Genomic DNA, 23,435 nt, shown 5'->3' with positions numbered 1-23,435 from the left:
AATCGGGTTTCCTTAAACTCCAATTATATCTTCATAACTGAAAGTATCCAAATTAGAACTATTCAATTGTATAAATTACATATCAAAAAATAGTTTATTACAATTATGAAGTACAAATACTTACTGGAAATATTTGACATTTTAATCATTGAAATACAAAATCATAAAAAGTTCTCTAATGAGCAAATTATTACGCAATTACAGAACGTAGTCCCTCAAAGCTATTTAATTTATCAAATCGACTTTGTAAAAACTACTGATAAAATTCAATACAAAATTAGGAAAGCCATACACAACCTGCATCCTAATGCACCTGCTTTGAAAAAGGTTCAGTCAGCACCTGCTAAAGAATTATTAAAATGGCTACCAAAAATTGAAAAACAATTAGAACTTCAGGATAAAAATAAAAACTATATATGGAACAATGATAACCCTATATTATACATTGTAGTAAATTGTAAATTAGAAGAACTTCCAAAAGAAAACCTATTTTTCCTGTATTACAATTGGCTTTTAAAAACTGAAGCGGAACTGGTAAAGAGAAGGATTAAAGAAATTATTTCAAAGTTAAATACTAAAATACAAATTCAGGATTTTATACATAAAAAACAATCCAATATCGAATGTTTTTTAAACAAATTACTTCAAAAAATTAATCCGGAATCAGTTTCAGATATTTATGAATTTTCAACTAATGATATTGAAATAGATTGTATAAAACTAACATACATCTATATTGAAAAGTTAATGTGTCATATCGAAAAAGATTATTATAAATATCTGGATAGAAACAGTCCGGTACCAATAAAAGCAATTATTAAAACAAAAACCAAAATTGAAGATCAATACAATAGTATTAAAACACTAAGTACTGATTTACAGTTTAATAAAAAATTGATGATGCTAATTGAAGAAAATTTGTCAAAAATCATTGAGTTAAAAATACCTCAATCGATTACCTATCATGAGCTTTTTTATAGCGTAGAATTTATAACCAGACTTTTGGATTTTGCCAATAACAAAAAAGTATTGGCATCCACAACAGAATTGGAAGAATGTTTAATCATGTTAAATTTTAACACACTTGATTTTTTCAATTATTATACTGATCAAATAAACACTGCATTAGAAGAGCAGGAAACAGATATTGAAAAAATTAAATTGCTTTATAAATATCTAAAGTCTACAAATCAAAAAATTTTATATACACAACGTAAATTAATAAAAATTCTACCTACTACAAAGGAACAAATTATAGGATGGATTGAAGAGGAAATATATTACTTAAATCAAAAGAGAATTCTTGAACCCTATCCAATTTCCAGACCTGAAAATCAAGAGATAAATGACAAAATTCTCACGGGATTATCGGTACCTCAACTCAGCTATTTTTTTAGTTTACTAATTCAGACAGGAATTTTGCAACCCAAAACGCAGCGTGCAATATTTAGATTTATATCCAATCATTTCAAAACTAAGATAACCGATAGAATTTCAGTGGATAGTTTAAATTCAAAATATTACAATGTAGAAACTGCAACAAAATATGCCGTGAGGGAAAAAATTATAGATTTATTAAATTGCACGAAGCTTTAAAACTTCCTTCATTAATCGCCAACCAAAACCTTCCATCCCCAGTAATTGCTCAGCCTCTATTTGCAATAGAGCAGCAATACTTGTTATTTTATTTGTATTTATAAATTCTTGAAGTTCTGGCGAAACAGCTTCCTGCATATCATTCACAATTTTAAATAATTTAAAACTAAAATTATCAATGCCATTCAGTAGTGCTATAAAACAACTGCGTGGGACATCGATCACCAGCATCAGAGGTACCGCCAAGCACCCACAGCTCCGATAAACCGAGCCCACGCATTGCGTAGGCGACAGTTTATTTGTAGAGCTTTTTGTAGAATCTTTGGCGGTTTTCTGATGCTCGAAATAACTTTCGCTAATATATCTTTTAGGGTATACCCCTATATTTTATTTATTAAGCAAATCTAGTTATAAATGATTTTAAATACAATCACTAAAGCCATTATTAAAATCTTTTTTCATCTAAATAGTTTGTTTTGCTACTATTCGATAGGGGTTGCACAACCCCTGCAACTGGTTTGATAAAGCATAATGAATTCTATTTGTAACCAACTTAAAATAGAAAATTATGGCAATTGAAGTTATTACAAGAGAAGATCTAAACGAATTCCGAAGTCTTTTATTAAACGATTTAAAAGAAATCCTGCAATCTAAACCGGAGCAAACAAAACAATGGCTAAAATCCAATGAAGTCCGTAAGCTTCTAAACATCTCTCCAGGTACTTTACAAAACCTTCGCATCAATGGAATTATTTCTTATACTAAAATTGGCGGTATCATATACTACTCTAGTGCCGATTTAGATAAATTACTGGAAGCTAATAAAGTGGATGCTACAGTTACTTTATTCAATCCAAAATGGCTTGTCCGATGAACTACATTAAACACCTCACTGGTTTCTTTGAGAAAGTAGCCATTGACAAAACCCTCAATCCAACCCACGTAAGTTTGTATGTTGCCTTATTCCAATTCTGGAACTGCAATCGATTTAAAAATCCAATCAGCATTTCCCGTGATGAAGTGATGCGAATTAGTAAAATCAGTTCTAAAACTACTTATCATAAATGTCTGAAAAATTTACATACCCTGGGATATATCAATTACGAACCATCTTACAATCCTTTCAAAGGAAGTCATGTTTATTTATTCAATTTTTCAGACGATTTAAAGCCAATTCCCAAAAGCGAAAAAACATCAATACCAAAAAGCAAACCAGTTTTTGAACCAGTTAATGAACAAGTACTGAACAAGTCGAGAACTAGTAGTGACACAACTAATGAGACTAGTACTGAACAAGCTTTAGTATCTTATATAAACAATACAAACATACCAAACAATTCAAACGATTTAAAGATTGTAAACTTGGACGAGCAAGCAAAAAAAAAATAAAAATGATGACAATTTTTTAAAAATAGAAGCTGCTAAAAAAGAAAAAAGTTCCGCGAAAAAAGAAATGTTTTTAACATTCGCCGACTCCGATAAAAGTCAAACAGAAAAAAGTCGGCAAAAGAATGAAATTGAAAATTCCAATTTGTCATCCCGAGCGCAGTCGAGGGAACTCAATCCAACAATCAATGAAATCAAAACCTATTTCCTCGAAAATAACTTCCCGGAACTCGAAGCCCAAAAGTTTTTCAATTATTTCTCCAGTGTGGGTTGGTTAGTTGGGGGCAAAATTCCAATGGTCGATTGGCAATCAGCGGCACAAAATTGGATACTCAACAGTATAAACTTCAATCACAACACTACTACAACACCAATAGATCGAGCCAAACACCTCAACACAGGAATCGACAAAAACTATTCAGAACCGCTTTAACCTGAACTTGTTTCAGGTTCTCATAAACTGTAATTCCAAGGAACGAAGCAATCTCTCTTTGCAAATCTTGCGTTGTCACACTGAGCTTAGTCAAATTAGTTTATGCCCTTCACGGTTAAATTAAAAAAATTATGAAAAATGAAATCAAATCCCACTATAGTTACCCCGATGTAATTACTTGGCTCGAAAAAAAAGGCATCGAACTCTATGGCAATCATTTTAAAATCCTTGAAAGCGATTATCCCATTATTTACAAACTCATTGCCTATTTCCTCAAAGACGAGCCTACATGTTTCCAATACGGGATTAACCTCAACAAAGGAATCCTGCTTTCTGGACCAGTTGGATGTGGCAAAACATCTTTAATGAATTTAATGAAACACCTCACTTCTACCGAACATAAATTTTTAGTAAAACCCTGCCGGGACATTAGTTTTGAGTTTATCCAGGACGGCTACCAAATCATTCACAAATACAGTATCGGGAAATTATATGAATCACAACCAAAAACAATATGCTTTGATGACTTAGGAATAGAAAACAACCTAAAATACTACGGAAACGAATGCAACGTAATGGCTGAAATTCTATTAAGTCGTTATGATATTTTTACTTCTAAAAAAATACAAACGCATATAACTACAAATCTATCAGCAAGTGAAATTGAGAATGTGTATGGGAATCGAGTTCGTAGTAGATTAAGAGAAATGATTAATTTGATTGGGTTTGAAAGAAATATTATTGATAAAAGAGTTTGATAAGTAAGTTAACAAGTCAAAAGTAGATAAACAATATTAATCAGAATTATTTGCTATTTTGGTAATCCTTATAAACGACGGATTATGAAGATAAATAAAATAAAAATTGAAAACTTTAGACTTCTAAAAAACTTTCAATTAGACCTTGAAAATGAACTTTCTTTAGTTATTGGTAAAAATAATTGTGGTAAAACCTCATTATTGGCTGTATTGGATAAATTTTTAAATCAGTCAGATAAAACTAAATTTTCATTTGATGATTTTAATATAGATTTTAAAAATGAAATTAAAACACTTGTTGAGAATCCCTCCGAAGATGTTGAAGTTTTTGAACAAAAAGGTATCAAATTAAAACTATTTATTGAGTACAATGAAGACGATGATTTGTCAAATATATCAAGGGTAATGATGGATTTAGATCCAAATAATAACTTTATTATTTTAGGGTTTGAATACGTTCTTGATTTCGAAAAATTAAATAAGTTAAGAATTGATTATAATGAATTCACAAAAAAAGAAGCAATAAAAATTAAAAAAGAAAAAGGACAATGAACCCAAGTGTTTGAAAGATTTATTTTATTTTTTAAAAGCAAATCACCAAGATTACTTTACGTTCGCTAAAAAATCCATTGAGTTTGATTTAAGTACTAATGAAGAAAATGAGCTGAATTTTATCGATTTAATAAAAGAAAAAATCAGCATCAAAGAAATAATTAATTTTAAATTTATTAGTGCTAAACGTGAGGTTTCTAACAAAGAAGTTGATAAAACTTTATCAATTCAGACTTCAAAAATTTACAAAAAAACAGAAGCAAGTGATGAACAACAAGAAGCAATTGATGATTTTAAAGATAAATTAAGTGATACTGATTTTGTATTAAGTGATATTTATTCAAATCTATTTAAGAATGTTATTGAAAAAGTCAAAACTTTTGGTGGTATCAAAAAAGACGATTCAATTATTGAAATAATTTCAACATTACAGCATCGCGAGCTACTGGAAGGCAATACAACCGTTATGTACAGTCATAACGAAAGTTCGTTACCGGAACATTACAATGGTCTTGGATATATGAATTTAATAAGTATGATATTCGAAATTGAAATACTTATTCAAGATTTTAAAAACAGTAAAGATGAAAAACCTTCGGATATAAATTTACTATTTATTGAAGAACCAGAAGCGCATACTCATCCACAGATGCAATATGTATTTATTAAAAACATTAAAGATTTATTAAAACAAGGAATTAAAAGGGATGATGGTCAAAATGGAGAATTGCAATCAATAATAAGCACACATTCTTCACATATTGTTTCCGAAAGTAATTTTGATGATATTAAATACTTAAAAAAGAACCACAATAATTCTGTCATCGCAAAAAACTTAAAGGAATTAAAAGAAGAGTATAAAGCAAATACTAAACTGTATGAATTTCTAAAACAATATCTCACAATCAATAGAGCCGAGATATTTTTTGCTGACAAAGCAATATTAATTGAAGGTGATACAGAAAGAATTTTGTTTCCAACTTTGATGAAAAAATATGATATAGACGAAGAAAAAAAACATAAAAACCTTGGAACAATTGATGATTCACTTCCTCTTCTTTCTCAAAACATTTCAATTATAGAAGTTGGAGCATATTCCCAAATTTTTGAAAAATTCATAGAATTTATTGGCATAAAAACTTTAGTTATTACCGATTTAGATACTATTGGTTTAGATAATAAAAAATGTGAACCATCGATTGGCGTTAACTATTCTAACGATGCTTTAAGCTTCTTTTTCAATAATCCGACACTACTTGATTTAAAAGTTTTTACTATTCAAAATAAAACTTTTAGTAATAAAAATGGTTTATGGAATATTGATCCTAATGGTAAATTATGTGTTGTTTACCAAATACTAGAAAACGGTTTTATTTCTCGCAGTTTTGAAGATTCATTTATTCATTTAAACAGAGAATTTATCACTCCATTAAAAGATGAATTTAAAGGTTTACAAAATCGAACAAATTTTGATGATACAGCTAATAATGCTTATCAATTAGCAGAAGATTGTATTAAGAAAAAAACTCATTTTGCTTTGGATATACTATACCATAGTAACGATGATTTTAGTAATTGGCAAATACCAGGATATATAAAAGAAGGATTGTTATGGTTGAAACAGGATTAGTTTTAGAAAAAAAAGATGAGTTTCAAGAAATAATGGAACACATCAGAAATGGTAATAACTTTCTTTTAAGTGGTGGAGCCGGAAGCGGGAAAACCTATTCTCTTGTACAAGTAATTAAACAAGTAATTGAAGATAATCCAACTTCTAAAGTTGCTTGTATGACATATACTAATGCAGCAGTTAAAGAGATTGAAGAAAGGGTAAATCATGATAATTTAAATGTTACCACTATTCACGATTTTCTTTGGGACAATATTAAACATTTTCAAAAAGAACTAAAATCTACTTTAATAAAATTAATAAATGATGAAAGTGAAACAAAAATAAAAATTGATAATGAAACGGTGTCTTCTGATTATTTTGATAGTTTGGAAGAAGCTATTCAATACAAAGAATATTTACGACTTAAAGAAGGAATTATTTCTCACGATGAATTATTGATTGTTGCCAATAGTATGTTTCAAAGTTTTCCAAAACTATGTGATATTTTAAAAGACAGATACCAATTTATATTTATTGATGAGTATCAAGATACTCACAAAGAAGCAATTGAAATATTTCTTACCTATTTAAATCAAAGTAAAAAGAAAAACATAATTGGTTTTTTTGGTGATGCTATGCAATCTATTTATCCGGATGGTATAGGTAATTTAGATGATTATAAAGGTGATGAAGCTGGAAAAGTAAAAGAAGTTAAGAAAGAACAAAATAGAAGAAATCCTAAATTAGTATATGAATTAGCGAACAGATTAAGAGTTAATACCGATGGTTTAGTTCAAACTCATTCAGATGATGATAATGCACCCAATATGCTGAATGGAATTGTAAAAGATGGTAATATAAAATTTGCTTATTCAAATGATGGTAATTTACAAACTTTCAGAGACTATCTAGGCTGGGATTTTTCAGATTCAAAGCAAACAAAAGAATTAAATTTAACCCATAATCTAATTGCAGGAAAAGCAGGATTTAGAGGTTTAATGGAAATATACGATCGTGATAAAATAATTGAACTAAAAAATAAAATCACAAAGAAAATTAAGGAGGATAATATTGAAATTTCTGAAGAAGCAACATTTGGTGAAATTATTGATCAGGTAAATTTGACTGTAAAACCTTCAACACAAGTTGGGCAGTTTATCTCTGAAAATAATGATTTATATACAACTGCAAGAAATTATCCATTTTCAATTTTTAGAAAAATATATTTAGACAAGGACCAATTATTAGATGATAAAAAACAAGATAAAGAAGATGAAAATAAAAAAGGGTCGAAAAGAGACCATTTAATAAAGCATCTTTTTAAAATTCAAAATAATATTTCATTATATAAAAACAAGCAGTATAATGAGTTTTTAAGAGTTACGGATTTCAGACATAATTTAAAAAATATAGAGCAAAAAAGATTATTGCAAAAAAGCATAATCGATTTAACTAATGTGGAAGACAAGACCATTGAACAAATAATTATAGAAGCTAATGAAAAAGGAATTTGTCTTGTTGATGATAATTTACTGAAATTTATTACTGAAAAGGAATATGTTTATAATCGGGTGAAAAACATAAAATTTACTGAATTTCAGAAGCTATATGATTATTTAGAAGGTACAACACCATTCTCAACACAACATAAAACAAAAGGCGATGAATTTAGCAATGTATTAGTTATTCTGGATAATGGTAAATGGAATGATTACAACTTTGAATATTTGTTTTTAAATAGTGGCACACCTAGTGTTTTGGAAAGAACACAAAAAATATTTTACGTTTGTTGCACAAGAGCAAAAGAAAATTTAGCCGTTTACTATCATAATCCTAAACCAACTGTTATTGAAAAGGCAAAAGAATTATTTGGAGCTGACAATGTAGTTTGTTTAGATTAATAAAAAGAGGAATATAATACTTTTAAAAATCATATATTTAATGACTAAATCAGAAGAGTGGGCTTATAATTTATGTAGAAATTCTTTTTTCTCACTGTTTAGCTTTGTAAATCCCATTGGTAAAAAAGGGAAAGAGCTTTGCGATGTTATTATTATTTGTGGCAAGGATATAGTATTAATATCTGTAAAAGAAATTAATATCAATCTAACTGATAACTATGACGTTGATTATAACAGATGGAATACACGAGCCATTGAAGATTCTATAAAACAATTAAATGGAGCAGAACGCTTTCTAAAAGCCGTTTCTTCGTTTAAATTAAAAGGTTCAGAGGAAGAGATTGAATTACCAATAGAAAAAAACTTTTATAAAATAGCTTTAGCAATTGGAGGAAGAGGCAAATTTCCTATTCCAGAATCTATTCGAAATAATGGATATGTTAACATTATGGATGAAGTTTCATTTCATTCAATTACTTTGGAACTTGATACAATAACAGATTTCATTAGTTATTTAAGAGAGAAGCAAACCAAACTATCAAATGTTTATTTTACAGGTAATGGAGAAGAAGATTTGTTAGCATATTATTTATTCAATGAATTTAATTTTCCAGATAAAACATATTTAGTTTTTGATGAAGGATTATATAAAAGCCTCAAAAAAGATAAATTTTATATTAAAGAAAAAAAGGAAAGACAAGAAAGTTATATCTGGGATTTCATAATTAATCATTCTGCTCAAAATCATTTTACCCAAAATGGTTATAATACCAAATCTTTAAATAATCTGATGAAAGCCTATGAGATTATGGCGCAAGAAACAAGATTTGAAAGAGTAAAATTAGTAAACAATTTAAATGAGGTAATTAAAACTAATATCAGAGCAAGAATTTATTTTTCACCCTCATTTAATCACGTCATTTATGTATTTATTTCTGGAAAATTTAATAACCAAAAAGAAAGATTAAAAGAATTAGAGATTAGATGTATGGTTGCTGCCTTTTTAATGAATAAATCGGCTGTTGTAATAGGTATTGCTTGGGAAATTCAAAAAGACACAGAAGTATATGATGTAGTATATCATAATTACAATAATATTTGGAATGATAAATTGGATAAATCCTCATTAATTGCAATTAATGAACTTAAGTATTTTAAAAAACATTATGACCAAATAATCTTAAACAGATAGTAAAATAGTATCATTGGAGAAAGAAACAGAAAATATAAGAACAATTGAAACCGTATTAAATCTTGATACAGGACAAATAATTGATGCTAATATTTTTTTGGAATTAAGTGACCATATTGTTTTTCCTTACAGAGAAAAATGTCAAGATGCCTATAAGAAAAAAAGAGATCCTTTTCTTGTTTGTGATACTTGTGGTCAAATGGTACAAATAAGTGGTGGAAAAGGTATAAATGGAAAAATTAAATACTTTAAGCACCTTAAAGACAGTAAAGATTGCCCAATTAAAACCGATACAAAATTATCCCGAGAAGACATTTTAAAAGGTAAATTTAATGGTCAGCATGAAGGAGCTTTACATATTGAAACCAAAAATCTTATTTATGATTTTTTATGTTTAAACAAAAATACTAAAGGAGAGATTTCATTTGCTAAACTAGAAATGGTTAATAAAAGTGAAAGAAACTATCTTGAATGGAAAAAACCTGATATAACTTCCGTATTTAAAGAAAAGAAATTAGTTTTTGAAATTCAACTTGCAACTACTTTTTTAGATGTTATATGCGAAAGACAGCATTTCTATAAAGAAAACAAAACTTTTATAATTTGGGTTTTTAAAAACTTTGAAATTGAAACAGACAAACAGCGATTCACTCAAAAAGATATATTCTATTCAAATAATAGGAATGCTTTTATTTTAGATCAAGAAGCAATTAATTTATCCAGAATTAATAATGATTTATTTTTATTATGCCAATATCAAAAGCCTAAAGCTAATAAAGAAAACATTGAGTACGAGTGGGATAGTAAGTACATAAATTTAAGTGAATTAACTTTTGATAGTAATTATTATAAAGTTTATTATTTTGATGTTGATAAAGCTGAAAATGAAGTTAAATTAGAAATTGATAAAAAAGTTTTAGAGCTAAAAGAAGCGGAAAGATTGCTTAACGAAGAACGGGAGAAAAGAAGATTACAAGAAATCGAAAAACGTAAAGAGGCTCAAAGACTGATTGAAATTGAACAAGAAGAATTACGTTTACAAGAAATTGAAAGAGAAAAGCAATACGAAAAAAATAAAGCAGAAAGACAAAAAGCAATAGATGAGGAACAACTAGATTATGAAACTAAAAATGCTTTATTCTTTGAGAGATTAAAACGAGATTATACTAATTTAAGCCCTTTACAAATTACATTCAATTCTGGAATAAATGAAATTCACACAAAAATAGATGAACTATTTAGAAATGGTTATAATCCAACCAAAGGAGATATAAGTTTCCTCAAAATTGAATATCAAATCGAATTAGACAATTACAAAACACCATTCAGAAACTCAATTCTATATTTTTTATCATTGGTAATAATTCAAACAAAATTAAAGAGTAATCCAGATTACTTGAAACACTTTCCAAGAATTGAAAGAGTTTTGGTCGCAATTTTATCAATTAAAGAGAAAAAAGTAATTGGATATAGTTATAGTTTAATACAACTTGCAAATCATTTTTTTAATCCAAAGAATGAAAAAAATTATAGTTTTTCACACATAATTTTGGAATCAATTAAAACGTACTATGGATTGGATGATTTTTTACGAATTGAAGATAAAAAAGGAAATTTTAAAAAAAATTTAGACGAGTATAATATTGCTAATCCTATTAAAGAGTTAAGTTATAATCAAATAATATCAAGTGTGTACAAAGATTTAAAATTTGAAAACGATATATCTAAGTCATGAATACTTTTATCAATCTATCCGCTCAAAAATCAAAAGGTATTGACTACAGTATTTATAAAAATGCACGTCAATTAAGAAAAGATGCACTACTAATTGCTGAAAATAACAAATCCTTTTCGTCTGCTACTTCTTTGCTTGTTTTAAGCTCAGAAGAAGTAATAAAATCAATATTGGTATTACTGCACAGTCAAGGTTACAAAACCTATCTAATAAAAGATTCAAAAAAGTTTTTTAGAGATCATAGAATTAGACATCAAATCGCACAATTAATAGAATTGTCAATTGGTCTTTTGGAAAGTTTTAATAAAAAAGAATCTAATGAACCGGTTAGTTTAATAAAAACAAAAAGTGATTTTTGGAATGGATTACTTAATGGGCTTTTCGAAATTGCTTTGGCAAGCAAACCATTAGAAAATTCAGTAGAAAGAATAAAAATACTAACTGAATTCGATAATAAAAAGAATCAGGGATTTTATGTTGATTTCAGAGATAGGCTATTAATTCCACAAATAGAAATAACAAAAACCGAATTTATAGAAACTAAAATAGTTGTGGATAGAATATTTAGGTTTTACAAAGGATTAAAAATTTTGTTCCATCCTAATATTAAAGATCATTACAAAGAAGAAAATATAGAAATTTTAAAAAATCAATTAAGAGTTTTTATTGATGAAGCTTTAAAAGATTATTCTTTTGAAAAAAATAAATTATGAGATTAGTATTTATATCACATTCAGTTTCTTCTTTTAAAACACACACGCTATAATTAAAGTTTAAATCAAATAAAAACAACGGCGATTATCTCCGTTAACATTAATTTATGTAAATCAATTAATTTACATTATCTTTGTATTACGGCGATTAACGCCGTAATGAGATAAATATTTAAATTATGGCTATAAATGTAATACGAAGAAAAGAATTATATGAAATAATGCCCGAGGGGTTAGTAACCACTCATAAATGGCTTATGGAAAATAATTTTAGCCGTCACGCTATAGACAATTTGGTAAAAAGCAATCAACTGGAATCTATAAGCAAAGGAGTTTATGTTAGAAATATCAGCAAAATCACTTGGCAATCCGTGGTTTTCTCCTTGCAATCGATATTGAAAACCGATTTGGTTGTAGGCGGTTTAACAGCACTTGAAATGCAGGGATTATCACATTACTTATCTCTATCAGAAAATAAAATAGTGCATTTATTCGGAAATGATCTGTTGCCAAGATGGGTTAGCAATTTAGATTTGAATATAAAATTTCTTAGACATACTACCAACAGTTTATTTGTTGAGAATCTGGAAAAAAACAAACAATTATATCCTTTCACATCAGAAAGGGATTGGGATAATAATAATAGAAAATTAATACTATCTACTCCGGAAAGAGCATACCTTGAAGTGCTTTTAGATGTACCTCAAAAAGTGACTTTTGAGCATGCCGACCAATTAATGCAGGGACTAACTACATTATCACCGCGAAGCCTTCAAAAAGTATTGGAGGAATGTCAAAATGTAAAAGTGAAACGACTTTTCTTTTGGTTTGCAGACCGCCAAAATTATGTTTGGTTAAATAAAATCAATAGAGAAACAATAACATTAGGCTCTGGAAATCGAATGATAGTAAAAGGGGGAAAATTAGATAATAAATATAAAATAACAGTTCCACAATGGCTATAGACGCTAACAACATATATGCTAAACAGGTACAACTTTTAGTACGGGTTTTACCATTAGTAGATACCGAAAAATGCTTTGCACTAAAAGGTGGTACCGCAATCAATTTATTCTACAGAGCATTACCTAGACTTTCTGTAGATATTGATTTACTTTACATTCCAATGGATGATCGTGAAACAGCTTTAAAAAATATTAGAGCAGCTTTATCACGAATCAGTGAACTCATCTTAAAAACAATACCTGGTAGCAAAGTACAGGATGCACACGAACAAAGCGATGCGTTAAGACTTATCGTAAGTCAAGGAGATGTGAGAATTAAGGTAGAGTTATCTCCGGTAATAAGAGGGACTGTTTTCCCTGAAGAAAGAATGGAAGTCACCGAAGAAGTAGAAGCAGCATTTGGTTATGTCGAAATGCAAGTCGCTTCTTTACCAGACTTATATGCCGGAAAACTATGCGCAGCCTTAGACAGACAGCACCCCAGAGATTTATTCGATGTAAAGTTTCTTCTTGAAAACGAAGGATTAACCGAAAACCTTCGCAAAACATTTTTAGTATTTTTAATAAGTCATCAAAGGCCTATGGCTGAACTCTTAGCTCCAAACCGCAAAGACATCAGTGAAATTTATGTGTCAGAATTTATGCAAATGGCACAAGTTGATGTTCCTCTGGAACAATTGGAAGAAGCAAGAGAAAACCTGATTCACCAAATCAACTCTCAAATGACAGATAATGAAAAGAAATTTCTTTTGTCTTTCAAAAATAAAACTCCTGATTGGAATTTGCTGGAAATGGAAAATGCTGCTGTAATTTCAAATCTTCCATCGGTTCGTTGGAAAATGATTAATTTAGAAAAGTTACCTTCTAATAAACACAAGGAAGCATACGATAAATTAAAAAAATTACTTTATCCATATCAATAATTTTTAAAAATCACACGCAATCAATCGGTCTCTCTCCGGTCGTTCGCTTTGTTCCGTTCGGCTGTTCCAGTCGTCCCGCAAAAGGCGGGACTCCGTTCCACAGTACGGTCGTCAGCAACCATAAAGGCAGCTTGAAAATAAGCCGCCTTTATTTTTGCTTCCTCCCCCTCATCTTCACACGCTCTCTTCCTGCGTTCGTCGGGGCTACTGCAGCCACAATACAGCCTCATTTCGTTTCGCTTCCCTTGTCTGCGCAAGAAATATCTTTTCCATTTGAACTTCATTTTCATTAGTGCATAAAATCCGTCACCCTGAGCGCAGCCGAAGGATGCTCCACTACATTCCGGCAGTATTTGTGTCTGCCGCCCCTTGTTAATTGGGCGGTTGCTCTTTCGCCCAGCCATCGGGCTTGGCTCCGTTCGGTAAAAACCTCACTTTGCCCTAAATCAATGTAACCGCCAAAAGGCGGCGAGTTTATAGTTAGCCCGCCGTTACACGCTGCTAGCCCTTCTCTCAATTACGCTACCGCTTCATTTCGTTCCCGGTCTAGCGTGGCTGTTCGATTGCCGCAACACCGCCACGGCGCTCCTCGTCCGCAAAAAAAGGCTTTTTTATATGCCATACCGCTTAACGCCTTTTTTGCTCCCTGCGGTGCTTGGGGGTGTTTAATTCACGTTCCCAGTCACGTAACTGCATTTTATCGAAAAGAAAAATAATGTTGGATTTTAAAAACAGCCTAGCCATGCCGAACTTCATCATCAAAACCCATCAAAAACACACTGCCTACAGTGGAAGCCGAATCTTTATACTGAACAAAGGAATGAATAGCGGAAAGCCATCCAAAGAACCATTTACCAACAGCTTTGTAATCATATTTGACTCTAACGAAGATTGTGAAAATATGTATTGGATAGCATACAGTTTGTGGAAATCGAAGTTTTAGCACCAACATTTAGTAGGTTCTGTTATTTCGTTTTTACGTCTTCCTGATTTCAAAAAAAGTTTTTCTCGAAATCAAAATTATTAATGCAAGAATACGAGGAACATCTAAAGCAAATTGCAGCTTTAAAACTCCTGGAACAAAAAGAAAAGCAATTTCACGAAAATATCAATCTCATAAACGATATGCGTAGTGCTATTTTACATCGCTACTGCAATAAATAATTTGTTTTATTAACTCTTAAAATTACTTCTATGAGCATTTTTTTATTATTCCAGACTGACAATTGGAAATCAAGAGCTTCAAGAGTTTTTTTTGGTGCTTTTGACAGCAGAAACAAAGCAATTGACTTTGCAAAATACAACGATTTATACTGCCACAATTCCGAAGTGGTAGTCGTTGAGGTACAACTTAATCAATTTGGTGAAATCTAAAAACAAAAAAAGTCTAACACTCCGACTTGCCCCCACTGATAAGGGGGCTTTTTTTCTTCAAAAATCCAAATATGCTACTTATACAACACTGACTTTCAAATATTTTACAATACCATAACAAATCTTAATATATTTTTTTTGTAATTTTCAAATAAAATTAATAACAAATAATTAGCTACAAAAGAGAAGTACTAATTAATCTTGTTCAGAAAGATATATACTGCTTTATTAAGTCGTTCAGTTCAAATCATATTAACTAAAACCAATATTAATTGTAATGAGAACATCAAAAACAAATAATAATTTAAAAGTAAATGCTATCGCAGGTACTTATGTAGTAACTCTTGGCTTTGATTTGCCAAAAACAGAATGTAATGGACTTTTAGGTTTTTCTATCTTACGAACCGATGAGAAAGGAGTCGCAAAGTTTTTGGAAGGTATGAAATGTTTCGAAGAAACAGATCCGGGTTTTCCGGCAGGAGCATTGTACCCATCAAATGATCATCCTATACAAATATTTCAATGGGCTGATTATAGTGCTGAACCTGGAAAAACCTATTCCTATAAAGTAACAGCACTAAAAGGGAGTCCAACAGCACTCACATCTTTTAATGAATGCACTGTAGAAGTAACAACTGAAGATCCTGAAGGTGGTAATCAGGATGTTTATTTTAACAGGGGGACAGCAGCTTCACAGGAATATATACGCAGATTTGGTGATGTGGAGCCAGATAAAGCAACAGATCCAAAAAAAGTATTTAAATGGCTTTCAAGAGGCTTATATGAGGCTTTGGAGAAATTCATCGCTTCTTGTGAACCTGGAAAACATGCTTTAAGAATTGCTGCTTATGAATTTAATTATGAGCCATTACTCAAGCTAGTAGAAGAGACTATCGCTAGAGGAGTTGATATAAAAATAGTGTATGATGCAAAAAAGAAAGTCCCTGGAGAAAAGAATAAAGAGTTAGTTGCTACATATCATTTGGATAATGTTAGTACCCCAAGAACTACTTATCCATCCGGCATTTCTCATAACAAATTTATTGTAAAACTAGAGAATGGTAATCCAATTGCTGTATGGACAGGAGGAACAAATTTTTCTGATGGGGGAATTTTTGGACACTCTAATGTTGCCCATGTAGTAGAAGAATCAAATATAACCGGCTTGTTCCTTAAATATTGGAATGCTCTTGAACAAGATCTTGATCATAAAGACCTACCCGTTGCAGTGGAAAATATTAGCACTATACCTCCTATTGATTTACCTGTTGGCACTTCAGTATTATTTAGCCCAAGAAAGTCCCTCGATGCCTTAAACTACTATGGTAATCTTGCATTAACAGCCAAAAAAGGGTTGTTTATGACTTTTGCGTTTGGAATGAACAAAACTTTCAAAGAAGTTTATAGAAATTCTGAAGCCGGTTTTCGTTTGGCATTATTAGAGAAAAAAACAAGACCATACGATTCTGATGATGAAGCAGCAAAATTGGCAGATGAACAGGAAATACAGGAACTTAGAGACATGGTAGAAAATGTTTTTGCCGTTGGTAATTTTGTTAGAACCAATAAATTTGATGGTTGGGTAAAAGAGAGCTTAACAGGTTTAAATAGTAATGTAAATTATGTACACAATAAATTTATGTTGATAGATCCTTTGAGTGATGATCCGATTGTAATTTGTGGTTCAGCAAATTTTAGTGATGCTTCCACAATTAAAAATGACGAAAACATGCTATTAGTAAGAGGCAATACAAGAATAGCAGATATCTATTTAGGTGAATTTATGCGGTTGTTCTCTCACTTTTCTTTCCGTGAATCTTTACAGTGGCGTAAGATAGATGAAGCTCCTAAACCATTACGAATTGATAACTGGTGGGAATCAAGTTTTGGAGATACATCTAATTCGGCAAAAAGAAAATATTTTGCGCAAGTTGATCACTAAATAGTACGGAGATTTTTTATAATAGTAATTTCAATAACCACAAAAAAAGCCAGGTCTTTCGACCAGGCTTTCATCTTGTTTAACCCAAAAGGTCACCACAACTAGGGCTAAACTTATTTTTTGTGCTTCTTATTTAGGCTTTTAAGCACTAACGAAATAGTAAAACTGACAATTGCTCCAACAGTAGCCAAAACAACCGTTTTTACAATATCTTCAGATTGAATATTAGGTACGATACTTAAAAATGTGCCTCCGGCAGTTCCCATTAAGGTGTGATTATTGGCTGTCATCAGTTGTAGTAAGTTGGCTTACAGCCGACAAAACACCTCCGGCTACAGCAACATAACCTCCAATAGTAGTTACTATTACAGGCAGCGCAATTGGAGCAGCTAAAATTGTTCCTCCAACGGCAGCTAATGCCAAACCAACATTTCGAAGCACTTTAAAAAACTTTGGAGTGGGAGCCGAAGCTCTATTGATAATTTTTTTCATAATCTAATCGTTAAGATTGAATTAGTATTTCGACACTTTCTTTATTGTCCAAAGCTTTATAAACAAAGTCTTTCAGCTTCGTAAAAGCTTTTCGGGACATCAAACCAAGTCCAGGTCCAGAAAATTTAGTTACCGGAGCAATACAGCCTTGCAATTCCTTTTGAGCATTATTAGCAGGATGAAAAAGGATATACTTTCTATTGGGTACATCCACCAATTCCAAATGCCATTTATACTTCGCACTGTATCGCTTTCTTATAAAATATTTCCCTTCCGGAACAGGAAACCTTCGTTTCGTTTCTCTTCCACGGCAATTCAATTGTATGACAAATCAATTTACCTTCGCATTCGAGTTTACCATTTGTTCCTTCAGGGAAATAAGTTCTAGTTAAAAACAAAACCATAATTCTGATTTCTAAATCCTAACTTCAGATTACACACCTCCATTAACTACGATAAGCGCTAAAGGGTTGTAAGCACCGTTTTTCAAAGAGTACATATTTCCACTCACCTCTTGGTAGAACTCCAATCCTAAAGCCAGGAATAACGGTTTAGTACTGTTAGGAGTAACAGTGTTTACATGGCTAATAACAGCCGTAGGTGTTGCATCCCAAGCTATGATCGCTGTCTCTGAATGTTGCTCAACAAAACTTTCATTTTCAAAATCAACTTCAACACCAGCCGAAATAATTTTGAAATGAGTAGTTCCTCCGGGAGCTGCAATCATATTCAACGGGATAAATGATGGGATATCCACTGAGATTTCACCGCTAACCCTGTTGATGCCTCCGGTATAAGGAGCAAACAAACTGGTTCCCAATTTCCCTCGAATATTGAATTCAAATCCGGTTAACAATTCGGCTTCACCATCAATCACGTTTCTTAAACCACGCTCACTGGTGGTGTCCGCCTGAATCACCTTAACCATAGATTGCGTCAAACGACTCACCATGCGACTATCCGCCGAATTCAGCAACAATACACGTAAAGCTGTTCTCAACAACTTACCCCCTTTCCCTGCTCTTCCAAATTCAGAACCGTTTTCACGTGTTCTTTGAAACGCAGGATCATTTGCGATTCTGTTAGCGTCAATTCCGCCTTTTTCTCTCGCCAAATGCCCATCCTGCGTTTTATAAAAAGTAATATCTCCGATAGTACCTTTCAATTTAATTATGCCTTTTTGCCTTGCCATAACTTCAAAATTTTATTAAACATTCATCTAAAATCACTTCATTCTATTAATCAGTTGCAACCACATTTTGAATGATTATAGCAAAGTTTACAAAGCATTTTTCAAAAGGAAAAACCACAAGTGTACCGTATGTCCAAAAATGACATAAGTGTCTAGAATGAACTTAAAAACACGATAAATAAGTATGAAGAATTATAACTAAATTGCATTGGAATTTCTGCACGTCAGAAGTATAGCATAGCTATATCAAAGTTAAGGATAAAGTATGAAAACAAATACCCAGAGGGTGTGCATCTATCCAAAGGACATACAGCGTATAACAGGAAAAAGTTATCGTCAAAGCACCAGATTGATGCAAAAAATAAAAAAAGACCTCAATAAGCTCGAAAATGAGTTCCTAACGATTGATGAGTTCTGTATCTATTCAGGTATAAAATATGAACAAGTAACTCACTTGATTTTTGGTTAAAATTTAAAAACACTTTAGACAAATTTTAATCAGGATACGCATAACTAAACACTTAAACTACTAGTTCATTTTTTAGCCTTGACACTTTAATATTCAAACAATTATGCTTATATTTGACATACTTTTTGTTCGGGATGATCAACTGCTAATCGCCATAAATGACCTATACCTAAATTAATTGGCACCGAACCCTCTTTAGGCTGATAATGCAAATCAAAATAGTTATCCTTTAAAAACAATTCAAATTCCTCCTCTTTTCCATTGTAAAGTTTCTTAAGCTTTTCTCTAATTTCGGGAATTTTAACTTTCTGTTCCGCTTGATCGTTTGCTATAATATCACTAGCAGCTCCATGATAAGTACATAAAAAGGTATCTGTTGCAATAGGTGAACGATCGACATGATAAGAATACACATCGGTAGAAATAAAATCGAATTCATCATCGCGTTCATAACACTTCAACAAATTTAACGATGGTGATGCTCCAAAATCAGTTAATAACTGCATATCCTTCAAGATAATAGCTCTTGCTTTATCTCCTTCATTAGACAATTGAAGCGCTTGCAAATCTTCTTGAGCAACTTCGGTTATAGTATCTTTCAAAGATAATTTAGCGACAATTTCAGCAAAATCCCCCTCCAATTTCCGATACCAGCATAAGGCATTCATTTCTCCTTCAAAATCGGTCTGTACAAGTTCTGAGAATGTTGAAACGGTTCCAATTTGAATATAATTCGCAAATAGATTACTCATAAAAAAATTAAAAAACGTGTTATTCATTACATACAAAAGTAGAGAATCCTCGTTAGACGAAGACTCTTTTTCACATACTTTATGCTTCTCCAAAAATAACCATCCTAATTGATACCGATTCGATTAAAAATTGATTATCAACTCGATAAAACAATTTGAATAGATTCTGTAACTATAATAAATTTGATTATATTTAAATTCTTAATTCTTTGGATTAAGCTAGTTTTCAAAAGAGTAACTCTTTTGAACTTAATAATTTCAAAAATAAAGTTTCATTATCAACTAAAATCGGAAGCTAATGCCTAAATATTCAATTACAGTCAACAACAACTTGATGTCTGTTGAAGCGGATGCAGATACACCGCTGTTATGGGTTCTTCGTGATAATCTTAATCTTGTAGGAACCAAATATGGTTGTGGTGTAGGACAATGTGGAGCTTGCACGGTGCATTTAAATGGAACTGCCACACGTTCTTGTTTAATCCCGATTGAAGCAGTAGAAAACAACCCAATTATCACCATAGAAGGCTTAGATGATAAAGGCGAACACCCATTACAAATTGCTTGGCAAGAACTCGATGTTTCGCAATGTGGCTATTGCCAATCAGGTCAAATCATGGCGGCTGCTAGCTTATTGAAAAACAATCCCAAACCTTCTGACGAAGATATAGATTCCGAAATAAGTAATATCTGTAGATGCGGTACACATGTTCGCATCCGAAAAGCAATTCATCAAGCAGCCAACCAATTAACTTCAGAAAAGCACTAATATGGATTCACAAATTTCAAGACGCTCTTTTATTAAAGTTTCAGCCATTGCGGGCAGCGGAATGTTACTCAGTTTTTCATTTTTAAATGCTATGGGAAAAGAGGACGAACATACAGAATTCACTTTTAGTCCTAATGCATTCATAAAAATTAACGGAGATAACACGATAACCTTAATGGCTCCCAATCCAGAGATTGGTCAAGGTGTAAAAACATCATTGCCATTAATCATTGCGGAAGAACTTAGTGTAGACTGGACAAAAATCAATGTCGAACTCGCGCCTCTGAACGGTAAATTTGGAAATCAAACAGCTGGAGGAAGTGGGTCTGTTAAAAATCGCTTTATGCCGTTGCGACAAGTAGGTGCTACGGCCCGAGAAATGCTTGTTAATGCTGCTGCCAAAAAATGGAATGTCCCTGTAGATGAATGCATTGCCGAAAATGGTAGTATAATTCATAAAGCAAGTTCTAAAGTAGCTACTTATGGTGAACTTGCCAGTCTAGCTGCCACGCTTGAAGTTCCTACTAAACCTAAATTAAAAGAGGTTTCTGAGTTTAAATATTTAGGAAAACGTATTCAAGATGTTGATGCAAAAGCGATTACACAAGGAAAAGCTTTATATGGAATAGATACCCGAAAAGAAGGAATGTTATATGCCATGGTAGTGCGTCCTCCTGCACACGGAAAAAAATTAGTCGAATATGACGATAGTCAAACCTTACAGGTAAATGGAGTAAAAAAAGTAGTCCAAATTGAAAATGCCGTAGCGGTATTAGCCTCCTCAACATGGGCTGCCAAAAAAGGGAGAGATGCCTTAATTATCAAATGGGATGCTCCTGTTAAACTTGAAAACACAGCCGATCATATCAAAGATTATGAAGTCATTTTACAAAAAGAAAGCGAAAGCTTTACAAGAAATGATGGCGATTTTGAATTAACCAAAAATACCGCTACAAAAGTATTAGATGCTAGCTATTTCATACAAACCCTATCGCATGGACAAATGGAACCATTAAACTTCTACGCAGATGTTTCCGAAAACAAAGCTGATTTATTTGGTCCAACTCAAGTTCCAGGCAGTGTACGCAATGATGTAGCCAAAAAATTAGGCATCGCTCCCGAAAACATTAGTGTTAGTATGCCTAGACAAGGAGGTGGATTTGGTAGAAAATTAATGAACGACAATGCTGTTGAAGCTGCTTTAATTTCGCATGCAGCCAAATGTCCTGTTCAAGTACAATGGACCAGAGAAGATGATATGCAAAATGATTTCTATCGCCCTTCGGCCATGTACCGTTATCGAGCTACACTTTCTAAAAACGAAATACTAGGATGGTATCAATCAGCAGTAGGAATTGGTAGAGGAATGCGTGGGGATAGTTATATTGCTGGAATTCTTAAAAATTATCGCTCCAGCGGACAAGGTTATACCAGCAACACTCCTACTGGATGGTGGAGAGCGCCCGGTGCCAATGCACTAGCCTTTCCTGCCGAAAGTTTTATGGATGAGGTATGCATCGCTCTCAAAAAAGATCCTATAGCATTTCGAATTCAGCTCTTTGAAAATGCCAAAAATCCTGCTGTAGGTAACTTAGGCTATGAACCTGAAAAATACCTTAGTGTAATTAAACTTGTCCAAAAAATATCCAATTGGGGAACTTCAAAACCAGGAATATATAGAGGTTTTGCAACCTGGTATTCCTTTGGATCCTATGTAGCTCAAGTAGTGGATATTCGATTGGAAAAAGGAAAACCTCGCGTGGTAAAAGTGTATTGTGCTGTTCATTGCGGAACGGTAATCAATCTTAGTGGTGCCGAAAATCAGGTCCAAGGTTCAATTGTAGATGGAATTTGTCATGCCTTATATCCTAAAGTAACTTTTGTCGAAGGTGCTGTAAAAGAAACCAATTTTAACAGCTACAAATTTCTAAAAATGAAAAATGCTCCCTTGGATATCGAAGTACAATTTGTTCCTTCCAATGAAGCTCCAACAGGCTTAGGAGAACCTGCCTTACCACCCGTTGCAGCAGCTGTGGCTAATGCTATATATGCCGCGACTAAAAAGAGAATTCGAAAATTACCTTTGATGGATCATTTTAACGAATAATCTTTTCATAATCCTCTTGAGTATCAATATCTAAATTGATAAAATCCGGAACAACTGGAATAACTTGGTGCTGATGAATTTGCAACAATTTTTTAGCACCTTGTTCTCCTTCTAATTTTTTCAAATCTTCAAAATATTTTTTAGGAAATAAAACAGGTACTCCAAAAGTATCGTGATAGTAACTTGCATAGATTTTTTCTGCATCCACAGCTATATCTAAAATCAAATTGAGGTATTTTGTTGTTACAAAAGGTTGATCGGCCAAAGTAAATAGGATGCCCTCTATTTCTGGAAAATGCTTTTCTACATAATTTACTCCATGAACAATAGAGCTTCCTAGTCCAGAAGCCCAATTTTCATTAATAGTAATTGAAATAGTTTCAATTTTAATAGCTTTTTGAATCGTTACTGCATTAGCTCCTAAAACACAAATAATCTCACTCGCATTTGAGCATTTCGCTGAATGTATAGCATGATCTAAAAGACTAGATTTTTTATACGGAAGTAATTGCTTAATACGCTGCATTCGCGTGGCTGCTCCTGCAGCAAGAACAACAATAGCAACTTTCATT

General features: G+C 32.0%; 25 protein-coding genes and 1 pseudogene. 19 read left to right on the top strand and 7 right to left on the bottom strand.

Going from position 1 to position 23,435, the window contains the following annotated elements; translation table 11 throughout:
* Positions 1-105 precede the first annotated feature (105 nt).
* Positions 106-1,596 (top strand): hypothetical protein, encoded by a 1,491-nt coding sequence (locus tag ACFPTQ_RS08860; RefSeq protein WP_379776500.1) that lies wholly within the window; start codon positions 106-108, stop codon positions 1,594-1,596.
* Here the strand turns inward: ACFPTQ_RS08860 and ACFPTQ_RS08855 are convergent.
* A complete protein-coding gene (locus ACFPTQ_RS08855; RefSeq protein ID WP_379776497.1) occupies positions 1,576-1,734 on the bottom strand; it encodes a hypothetical protein in 159 nt (52 codons plus the stop codon). The two genes, ACFPTQ_RS08860 and ACFPTQ_RS08855, sit on opposite strands and share 21 nt — an antisense overlap.
* Before the next feature lie 430 nt (positions 1,735-2,164).
* Between ACFPTQ_RS08855 and ACFPTQ_RS08850 the strand changes: the two genes are divergently transcribed.
* The 16 genes from ACFPTQ_RS08850 (at position 2,165) to ACFPTQ_RS08775 (ending at position 17,082) form a co-directional block, all read left to right on the top strand.
* Positions 2,165-2,470, top strand: a complete 306-nt coding sequence (locus ACFPTQ_RS08850) for a helix-turn-helix domain-containing protein (RefSeq protein ID WP_379776494.1) — start codon at positions 2,165-2,167, stop codon at positions 2,468-2,470.
* Positions 2,467-2,985, top strand: a complete 519-nt coding sequence (locus ACFPTQ_RS08845; protein WP_379776491.1) for a hypothetical protein — start codon at positions 2,467-2,469, stop codon at positions 2,983-2,985. Before ACFPTQ_RS08850 ends, ACFPTQ_RS08845 begins: the two co-directional genes overlap by 4 nt.
* Positions 2,986-3,049: 64 nt before the next feature.
* The gene (locus tag ACFPTQ_RS08840; RefSeq protein ID WP_379776489.1) at positions 3,050-3,415 is read left to right on the top strand and encodes a hypothetical protein; all 366 of its coding nucleotides are present in this window, start codon (positions 3,050-3,052) and stop codon (positions 3,413-3,415) included.
* A 131-nt stretch (positions 3,416-3,546) separates the two neighbouring features.
* Complete coding sequence (locus ACFPTQ_RS08835; RefSeq protein WP_379776486.1) at positions 3,547-4,173, top strand: AAA family ATPase; 627 nt, start codon at positions 3,547-3,549, stop codon at positions 4,171-4,173.
* Between the two features lie 84 nt (positions 4,174-4,257).
* Positions 4,258-4,725, top strand: a complete 468-nt coding sequence (locus ACFPTQ_RS08830; protein ID WP_379776483.1) for an AAA family ATPase — start codon at positions 4,258-4,260, stop codon at positions 4,723-4,725.
* Between the two features lie 10 nt (positions 4,726-4,735).
* A complete protein-coding gene (locus ACFPTQ_RS08825; protein ID WP_379776480.1) occupies positions 4,736-6,355 on the top strand; it encodes an ATP-dependent nuclease in 1,620 nt (539 codons plus the stop codon).
* Positions 6,337-8,238 carry a UvrD-helicase domain-containing protein gene (locus ACFPTQ_RS08820; protein WP_379776477.1) on the top strand — a complete coding sequence of 634 codons (1,902 nt, stop codon included), beginning with the start codon at positions 6,337-6,339 and terminating at the stop codon, positions 8,236-8,238. Before ACFPTQ_RS08825 ends, ACFPTQ_RS08820 begins: the two co-directional genes overlap by 19 nt.
* A 40-nt stretch (positions 8,239-8,278) precedes the next feature.
* Positions 8,279-9,430, top strand: a complete 1,152-nt coding sequence (locus ACFPTQ_RS08815; protein ID WP_379776474.1) for a hypothetical protein — start codon at positions 8,279-8,281, stop codon at positions 9,428-9,430.
* 13 nt (positions 9,431-9,443) lie between these two features.
* Entirely contained in the window at positions 9,444-11,165 is a 1,722-nt protein-coding gene (locus ACFPTQ_RS08810) for a DUF6035 family protein (RefSeq protein WP_379776471.1), read from the top strand.
* Positions 11,162-11,878, top strand: coding sequence for an AbiV family abortive infection protein (locus ACFPTQ_RS08805; RefSeq protein WP_379776468.1), 717 nt, complete (start codon positions 11,162-11,164; stop codon positions 11,876-11,878). The genes ACFPTQ_RS08810 and ACFPTQ_RS08805 overlap by 4 nt, the downstream gene beginning before the upstream one ends.
* Positions 11,879-12,057: 179 nt before the next feature.
* A complete protein-coding gene (locus tag ACFPTQ_RS08800) occupies positions 12,058-12,843 on the top strand; it encodes a type IV toxin-antitoxin system AbiEi family antitoxin domain-containing protein (RefSeq protein ID WP_379776466.1) in 786 nt (261 codons plus the stop codon).
* Positions 12,834-13,766, top strand: coding sequence for a nucleotidyl transferase AbiEii/AbiGii toxin family protein (locus ACFPTQ_RS08795; protein ID WP_379776463.1), 933 nt, complete (start codon positions 12,834-12,836; stop codon positions 13,764-13,766). Before ACFPTQ_RS08800 ends, ACFPTQ_RS08795 begins: the two co-directional genes overlap by 10 nt.
* A gap of 715 nt (positions 13,767-14,481) precedes the next feature.
* On the top strand, positions 14,482-14,709 hold the full coding sequence (locus ACFPTQ_RS08790; RefSeq protein ID WP_379776461.1) for a DUF6943 family protein: 228 nt from the start codon (positions 14,482-14,484) through the stop codon (positions 14,707-14,709).
* Positions 14,710-14,792: 83 nt separating this feature from the next.
* Positions 14,793-14,930, top strand: a complete 138-nt coding sequence (locus ACFPTQ_RS08785) for a DUF6943 family protein (RefSeq protein ID WP_379776459.1) — start codon at positions 14,793-14,795, stop codon at positions 14,928-14,930.
* A 30-nt stretch (positions 14,931-14,960) separates the two neighbouring features.
* Positions 14,961-15,140, top strand: coding sequence for a hypothetical protein (locus ACFPTQ_RS08780; RefSeq protein ID WP_128195562.1), 180 nt, complete (start codon positions 14,961-14,963; stop codon positions 15,138-15,140).
* 277 nt (positions 15,141-15,417) lie between these two features.
* A complete protein-coding gene (locus ACFPTQ_RS08775; RefSeq protein WP_379776457.1) occupies positions 15,418-17,082 on the top strand; it encodes a phospholipase D-like domain-containing protein in 1,665 nt (554 codons plus the stop codon).
* 113 nt (positions 17,083-17,195) lie between these two features.
* On the opposite strand, the gene ACFPTQ_RS08770 is transcribed toward ACFPTQ_RS08775, so the two are convergent.
* From ACFPTQ_RS08770 to ACFPTQ_RS08750, 5 genes and pseudogenes are all read right to left on the bottom strand, one after another.
* On the bottom strand, positions 17,196-17,372 hold the full coding sequence (locus ACFPTQ_RS08770; protein WP_379776454.1) for a hypothetical protein: 177 nt from the start codon (positions 17,370-17,372) through the stop codon (positions 17,196-17,198).
* Positions 17,359-17,574 carry a hypothetical protein gene (locus ACFPTQ_RS08765; RefSeq protein ID WP_379776452.1) on the bottom strand — a complete coding sequence of 72 codons (216 nt, stop codon included), beginning with the start codon at positions 17,572-17,574 and terminating at the stop codon, positions 17,359-17,361. Before ACFPTQ_RS08765 ends, ACFPTQ_RS08770 begins: the two co-directional genes overlap by 14 nt.
* Before the next feature lie 10 nt (positions 17,575-17,584).
* Positions 17,585-17,978: pseudogene (locus ACFPTQ_RS08760) on the bottom strand (DUF5675 family protein).
* 29 nt (positions 17,979-18,007) lie between these two features.
* Positions 18,008-18,766, bottom strand: a complete 759-nt coding sequence (locus ACFPTQ_RS08755) for a hypothetical protein (RefSeq protein ID WP_379776449.1) — start codon at positions 18,764-18,766, stop codon at positions 18,008-18,010.
* A gap of 576 nt (positions 18,767-19,342) precedes the next feature.
* Positions 19,343-19,987: a DUF1826 domain-containing protein gene (locus ACFPTQ_RS08750; protein ID WP_379776446.1), complete on the bottom strand. Its 645-nt coding sequence runs from the start codon at positions 19,985-19,987 to the stop codon at positions 19,343-19,345.
* 298 nt (positions 19,988-20,285) lie between these two features.
* Between ACFPTQ_RS08750 and ACFPTQ_RS08745 the strand changes: the two genes are divergently transcribed.
* The gene (locus ACFPTQ_RS08745) at positions 20,286-20,756 is read left to right on the top strand and encodes a (2Fe-2S)-binding protein (protein WP_379776443.1); all 471 of its coding nucleotides are present in this window, start codon (positions 20,286-20,288) and stop codon (positions 20,754-20,756) included.
* Position 20,757: 1 nt separating this feature from the next.
* Complete coding sequence (locus ACFPTQ_RS08740) at positions 20,758-22,863, top strand: xanthine dehydrogenase family protein molybdopterin-binding subunit (RefSeq protein WP_379776442.1); 2,106 nt, start codon at positions 20,758-20,760, stop codon at positions 22,861-22,863.
* Here the strand turns inward: ACFPTQ_RS08740 and ACFPTQ_RS08735 are convergent.
* The gene (locus tag ACFPTQ_RS08735; protein WP_379776440.1) at positions 22,853-23,434 is read right to left on the bottom strand and encodes a nucleotidyltransferase family protein; all 582 of its coding nucleotides are present in this window, start codon (positions 23,432-23,434) and stop codon (positions 22,853-22,855) included. The genes ACFPTQ_RS08740 and ACFPTQ_RS08735 overlap by 11 nt on opposite strands.
* Between the last annotated feature and the right edge of the window lies 1 nt (position 23,435).

The sequence above is a fragment of the Flavobacterium sp. GCM10022190 genome, from assembly GCF_042656445.1.
Taxonomy (GTDB): Bacteria; Bacteroidota; Bacteroidia; order Flavobacteriales; family Flavobacteriaceae; genus Flavobacterium; species Flavobacterium nitratireducens.
This window is presented reverse-complemented; position numbering and strand designations above follow the sequence as displayed.